At 69.9% G+C, this 6,548-nt stretch carries 5 protein-coding genes; all 5 read right to left on the reverse strand.

The features are described from left to right. Positions 1-61: 61 nt before the first annotated feature. The 5 genes from ACWGH4_RS28350 to ACWGH4_RS28370 all read right to left on the reverse strand — a co-directional run bounded on the left by ACWGH4_RS28350 (position 62) and on the right by ACWGH4_RS28370 (position 6,480). Positions 62-1,537: a PAS domain-containing sensor histidine kinase gene (locus ACWGH4_RS28350; protein WP_307710482.1), complete on the reverse strand. Its 1,476-nt coding sequence runs from the start codon at positions 1,535-1,537 to the stop codon at positions 62-64. A 347-nt stretch (positions 1,538-1,884) separates the two neighbouring features. After that, positions 1,885-2,955, reverse strand: coding sequence for an SIS domain-containing protein (locus ACWGH4_RS28355; protein ID WP_453465938.1), 1,071 nt, complete (start codon positions 2,953-2,955; stop codon positions 1,885-1,887). A gap of 94 nt (positions 2,956-3,049) precedes the next feature. Beyond that, on the reverse strand, positions 3,050-4,585 hold the full coding sequence (locus tag ACWGH4_RS28360; RefSeq protein ID WP_453465940.1) for a glycoside hydrolase family 3 protein: 1,536 nt from the start codon (positions 4,583-4,585) through the stop codon (positions 3,050-3,052). 9 nt (positions 4,586-4,594) lie between these two features. Next, positions 4,595-5,473 (reverse strand): carbohydrate ABC transporter permease, encoded by an 879-nt coding sequence (locus ACWGH4_RS28365; RefSeq protein WP_453465942.1) that lies wholly within the window; start codon positions 5,471-5,473, stop codon positions 4,595-4,597. After that, complete coding sequence (locus ACWGH4_RS28370) at positions 5,470-6,480, reverse strand: carbohydrate ABC transporter permease (RefSeq protein WP_453465944.1); 1,011 nt, start codon at positions 6,478-6,480, stop codon at positions 5,470-5,472. The genes ACWGH4_RS28365 and ACWGH4_RS28370 overlap by 4 nt, the downstream gene beginning before the upstream one ends. Positions 6,481-6,548 lie beyond the last annotated feature (68 nt).

The following is a 6,548-nucleotide window of genomic DNA, read 5'->3' on the forward strand; positions in this document are numbered from 1 at the left end:
GTGCGGCCCGGGCCGCACCGAGCAAGGGCCGGCCCGGCAAGCTGCGCCTGAGCAGAGAGCCCTAACGCCGGTCCGGCACCGGGATGTCGAGAACGACCCGGGTGCCGCGCCCCGGCGCGGGGACCGGGACCATGTCGAACGTCCCGCCCAACTCCCCCTCGACCAGGGTCCGTACGATCTGCAACCCCAGGTTCCCGGTCCGCTGCGGGTCGAAGCCCTCCGGCAGGCCACGGCCGTCGTCCTGAACGGTGATCAGCAGCCGGGCGTTCTCCGTGCGGGCGTCGCCACGGACCGCCGCGACCTCCACCGAACCCTGCTCCCCTTGTGAGAAGGCGTGTTCCAGGGCGTTCTGGAGCACCTCGGTGAGCACCATGGACAGCGGTGTGGCGATCTCGGCGTCGAGGATCCCGAAGCGGCCGGTGCGCCGGCAGTCGACCTTGCCGGGTGAGATTTCCGCGACCATCGCGATCACGCGGTCGGCGATGTCGTCGAACTCCACACGCTCGTCCAGATTCTGGGACAGCGTCTCATGCACGATCGCGATCGAACCCACACGCCGTACCGCCTCGTTGAGCGCCTCGCGGCCGCGCACGGAGTCCATCCGGCGTGCCTGGAGGCGCAGCAGCGCGGCCACCGTCTGGAGGTTGTTCTTCACCCGGTGGTGGATCTCCCGGATGGTCGCGTCCTTGGTGATCAACTCCCGCTCTCGGCGGCGCAGTTCGGTCACGTCCCGCAGGAGCACCAAGGAACCGATGCGTACCCCCTTGGGCTTGAGGGGGATGGCCCTCAGCTGGATGACTCCGCCGTTGCCCTCCACCTCGGTCTCGCGGGGCGCGTATCCGCTGGCGATCTTGACGAGGGCCTCGTCGACCGGTCCGCGGGAGGGAGCGAGTTCGGCGGTGACCTGGCCCAGATGCTGGCCGACGAGGTCGGAGGCCAGGCCGAGACGGTGGTACGCGGAGAGTCCGTTGGGGCTGGCGTACTGGACGATGCCGTCCGCGTCGAGCCTGATCAGCCCGTCACCGGCACGCGGCGAGGAATCCATCTCGACCTGCTCCCCGGGGAACGGGAACGTGCCGGCGGCGATCATCTGCGCCAGGTCGGAGGCGGACTGGAGGTAGGTGAGCTCCAGCCGTGACGGGGTGCGCACGGTGAGCAGGTTGGTGTTGCGCGCGATGACGCCGAGCACACGGCCCTCGCGGCGCACAGGGATGGACTCGACCCGGACCGGCACCTCCTCGCGCCACTCGGGGTCGCCCTCGCGCACGATCCGCCCCTCGTCCAGAGCGGCGTCCAGCAGCGGACGCCGGCCGCGCGGCACCAGATGGCCGACCATGTCGTCCTGGTACGAGGTGGGGCCCGTGTTCGGCCGCATCTGGGCGACGGAGACGTACCTCGTGCCGTCGCGGGTGGGCACCCACAGCACGAGGTCGGCGAAGGAGAGGTCGGAGAGCAGCTGCCACTCCGAGACCAGCAGATGGAGCCACTCGAGGTCTGACTCACTCAGAGCGGTGTGCTGGCGGACGAGTTCGTTCATGGAGGGCACGTCAGCGAGGGTACCCGCGGGCCGCGGCGCCGCGACGGGACCCTCAACCCGTCCGGCACCGCAGCCCGGAGTTGCGCGGCCGAAGGGTGTGCGGTCCCGGTCGGCCGTGGGAGGTCTCGGCGCAGTCAGGGCAGAGAGCGCCGGGGACCTCGTTCCACCCTCCTGTGCGGGGAGGGCGGAGGCTTGTGCAGTATCGATTGTGGACTAGACCATTCGGCTCTGTCCATGCCTGGGGCGCGTTAAGTTCCGCCACCATACTTATACACCGTCGTGGACGACGGGCGGGCCCCTCATCACACCCGCCCGTCGCGATCACGGCCCCCGCCGCACGACCCGGCTCAGCGCGTCTCCGTCACCTTCGCCAGCGCCCGCGGCGCGTCCGGGTCCTGCCCGCGGGCGATGGTCACCTCGTACGCGAGCAGTTGCAGCGGAAGGATCTCCAGAATCGGCTGGAGCTCTTCCGGCACGCCCTCCGTGGGCAGTACGAAGCCCGCGGACGCGGCCTCGACCTGGGTTGCCGGGCCCACCACGAAGAGGTCCGCTCCCCGGCCACGGAGCCGGTCGAGCACCGGCTGGAGCGCCTCGCCGCCCTTGCCGTCCGGCACCACCGCGATCACCGGGGAGACGTTGTCGACCATGGCGAGCGGCCCGTGCAGCAGGTCCGCGCCGGAGTACGCCAGCGCGGGGATGTAGCTCGTCTCCATGAGCTTGAGCGCCGCTTCCCTCGCCGTCGGGTAGCCGTAGCCCCGCGACGTGATCACCATGCGCTCGGCGAAGCGGTAGCGCGATGCCAGCGCCCGCACCTCGTCCTGCCGGCCGAGGATCTGCCCGGCCAGCTCCGGCAGCCGTCCGGCCGCCGGGGCCTCACCACCACGCAGGCCCTCCACCAGCAGGTGGAGGGCCAGCAGGGAGGCGGTGTAGGTCTTGGTGGCCGGAAGGGCCCTCTCCGGGCCGGCCATGATGTCGATCGAGAACTCGGAGACCGCGGCCAGCGGCGAGTCCGGGTTGTTGGTCACCGCCAGGGTCACCGCGCCGGCCTCCCGCGCCGCCTTCGTGGACGCCACCAGGTCGGGCGAACCGCCGGACTGGCTGACCGTGATCACCAGGACGTCGGCGAGCGAGGGACGGGCGCCGTAGGCGGTGGTGGTGGACATGGAGGTCAGTCCGCACGGCAGGCCGAGCCGGATCTCGATCAGGTACTTCGCGTACAGCGCGGCGTTGTCGGAAGAGCCGCGCGCCGTCAGCAGGACGAAGCGCGGCTTCTTCGCCGCGATCGCCGACGCCACCTCCCCGATCCTCTGCGCGCCCTCGTCGAGGATGCGCCGCAGGACCGCCGGCTGCTGCGCCATCTCGCCGGACATGATCCGGCCCGGGTGCTCCTCGTGCTCGGCCGACGTCGTGGCGGACATGCCCGTTGCCTCCAGATGGCGCTCAGGGTGCCGGGCGGCGACGCCGACGGCGCCCGCCCGGCACTTGCACGGTCCACGCAGGTCCATTCCCGGCTCAGCGGCCGGTGATGACCTCCGCGGCGGCGCGTCCGCAGACGCGGGCGGCGCCATGGGTAGCGATGTGCAGGGCCCCCGCGGGCGCCGCCCGGTTCAGGCCCATCTCGACCACGACCGTGTCGGGACGGGCCGCGAGGAGCGCCTCGAGGGCGTTCGCCATCCACGGGTGGCGGTGGACGTCGCGAACCACAGCGACGATCCTACGGTCCGCCGCCGCCTCCAGCACATTTGCCACCAACCCGGGCGTATCGCCCTCATCGGCATAGGTGCCGGTCTCCGTACCGGGCAGCAGAGCCGTCAGCTCGGCGGCCACGCCCCACGGAGTCTCGTCCCCGACAGCGATGTTGGCGATGGGGGTGAAGGCCGCCACGTACGGGGCCTCGGTGACCGGCTCGTACGGCCGTCCGCCCGGAGTGACCCGCACCGCGCGGCGCGCCGCGACGAGACCGATTTCGGTGTCGGAGCCGGGCGCGGTCCCCTCCTGTGAAGCCGCGCCCGGCTCTGCTGCAGCCCCCCTGGCCCGCCGCGTCCAGTCCGCGAGGGCACGTACACGTGCCGCCGCGTCGGCCAGCCGCTCCTCGGGCAGGTCGCCGTTCCGCACCGCATCGACCAGCGCGTCGCGCAGTCGCAGTACGGTCTCCTCGTCGGCCAGGCCGCCACCGACGCAGATGGCGTCGGCACCGGCGGCGATCGCGAGGACCGAGCCGCGCTCGATGCCGTACGTGGACGAGATGGCCTGCATCTCCATGCCGTCCGTGACGATCAGGCCCTGGTAGCCCAGCTCCTCGCGCAGCAGACCGGTCAGGATCTGCGGGCTCAGCGTCGCGGGACGGTCGGGGTCGAGCGCGGGAAGTAGGATATGCGCGCTCATCACCGCTTTGGAACCCGCTGCGATGGCCGCCCTGAAAGGCACCAGCTCACGGGCGTGCAACGTGTCGAGGTCCACATCGATACGCGGCGCCGCGTGGTGCGAGTCCACGTTGGTGTCGCCGTGCCCCGGGAAGTGCTTGGTGCAGGCGGCCACGCCGGCGGCCTGCAGGCCCTCGACATAGGCGACGGTGTGGCGGGCGGCCAGTGCGGTGTCGGCGCCGAACGAACGCACCCCGATGACGGGGTTGTCCGGGTTGGAGTTGACGTCGGCGGACGGCGCCCAGTTGAGGTCCACCCCGCACGCGGCCAGCCGGCGCCCCAACTCGTGCGCCACGGCGCGGGTGAGGTCCACGTCGTCGACCGAGCCCAGCGCGTAGTTGCCGGGGAACGAGGAGCCGTTGCGCACCTCGAGCCGGGTGACGTCACCGCCCTCCTCGTCGATGGCGACGAGGACGTCGTCGCGTTCCGCCCGCAACCGGGCGGTGAGCGCGGTGAGCTGGCCGGGTGAGGTGATGTTGCGGCCGAACAGGCCGACGGCGCAGAGTCCTTCACCGATCCGCCGCAGCAGCCAGTCGGGCGCGGTGGTGCCGACGAAGCCGGGCTGGAGGATGGTGAGCGCGTCGCGGGTCAGGGTGCCTGACGAGCCACGTACCAGAGTCGTCATGAGGTGGCGTTATCCCTTCACTGCGCCCGAGGTGAGCCCTGCGGCCATCTTCTTCTGGATGATCATGAAGAAGACGACGACGGGCAGTGCGATGAGTGTGGAGGCCGCCATCAGGGCGCCGTAGTCCGTTCCACGCTCGGTGGTGAACGTCATCAGCCAGACGTTGAGCGTGTACTTGGAGTTGTCGTTGATCAGGATGTACGCGAAGAGGTACTCGTTCCACGCGTTGACCAGGGCGAAGATGGAAGCCGCGGCGAGGCCGGGGGCGAGCAGCGGGAAGATCACGCGGCGGAAGGCCCCCATGCGGGTGCAGCCGTCGACCATCGCGGACTCCTCGAGCTCCACGGGGATGTTCACCACGAACCCGCGGATCATGACGATCGCGAACGGCAGCGTGGAGACGAGGTAGACGACGATCAGGCCCCAGTACTCGTCGAGCCCGCCGATGGCGTTGAGCTGCGCGTAGATGGGGATGAGCATCGCGGTCGGCGGCAGCATCTGGACCAGGATCAGCACCATCAGCAGCGCCTTGCGGCCGAAGAAGCGGAACCGGCCGATGGCCAGGGCGGCCAGCGTGGCGATGATCATTCCGCCGACCACCGCGGTGACCGAGACGATGAGGCTCGACTGCACGGCGGTGGCGAAGTTCTCCTGCTTCACCGCGCGCGCGAAGTTGTCGAAGGTCAGCGACGAGGGCCAGAGCGTCTGGTCGTAGGACCGGATCTCATGGTTGGGCCGCAGGGCGCTGATGACGAGCCAGTACACCGGAAAGGCCATCAGGACGGCGGTGATCAGGCCGATGAGGTCGTAGTGCCAGCGGGACTTCTTGCGGTCGGGCCGCAGGTCCTGTCCGGCGCCGGCCGGGGAGGGAGCGGTGGAGGTGCTCATTCGACCTCTCCTGTCTTCATCAGCTGACGCAGGTAGTAGACGGCCACACCGGACAGCAGCAGAACGGTGATCAGTGCGATCGCGGTGCCCTGGCTGAACGAGGTGGACTCGAAGGCCTTGGAGAACGAGTAGAGGCCGAGGGTCTCGTACTCGGGCTCCGGCTTGTTGCCGCGCAGCAGCCAGATCTGCCCGAAGACGTTGAAGTCCCAGATCACCGAGAGGGTGGCGACCATGGTGAAGACCGGGCGGATCACCGGCCAGGTGACGAAGCGGAACACGGCGGGCGCGTTCGCGCCGTCGAGGGACGCGGCCTCCTCGAGCTCCTTGGGCACCTGGGTGAGGGCCGCGTACAGGGTGATGACCACGAAGGGGATGGCGCCCCAGACCACCAGCAGGGCGATGATGGCGAATCCCTGCTTCGGGTCGAGGAACCAGTTGTGGCCGAGGAAGTCCTCGCCCGCGACCTTCGCTATCAGGGTGTTGATGAGGCCGTAGTCGGAGTCGGAGAGCCAGCGGAAGATGGAGGCGGCGACCATCAGGGGCATCGACCAGGCAGCGACGAGCGCCGCCGTCAGCACCAGTCGCACCCATGTGGTCAGCCGGGTCATCAGCAGGGCGAGCAGCAGTCCGATACCCATGGTCAGGCCCACGCAGACGACCATGAAGACGACGGTGCGACCGGTGACCGACCAGAACTCGCCGTCGCCCAGGATGTTGGTGAACTGCTCGAGGCCGACCCAGGGCGGCGATTCGCCCGTCCACAGCTCCTTGCGCCCCATGTCCTGGAAGGACATGATCACGGTCTTCGCCAGCGGGAAGGCGTAGACCGCGGCGACCGCTACGAGCGCCGGGAGGATCAGCAGGTACGGGAGAAGCTCTCCCTTCTTCCGCTTTTTCCGGCCGGAGCCGCTGATCCCTTTCTCGGGCGCCGGCCTGGGGCCGGTGCCTTTCGGGGCACGTGGTACGGGTACCGGCGGGCCGGCGGCCTTGGTGTCGGCGGCAGTCACGTGGCTGACCTTCCGTTTGTTCTTCTGCACCGAAAAGGGCGGGGGCGGGAGCCGCGTGGTGCGGTTCC

The organism is Streptomyces sp. NPDC054847 (assembly GCF_053610925.1).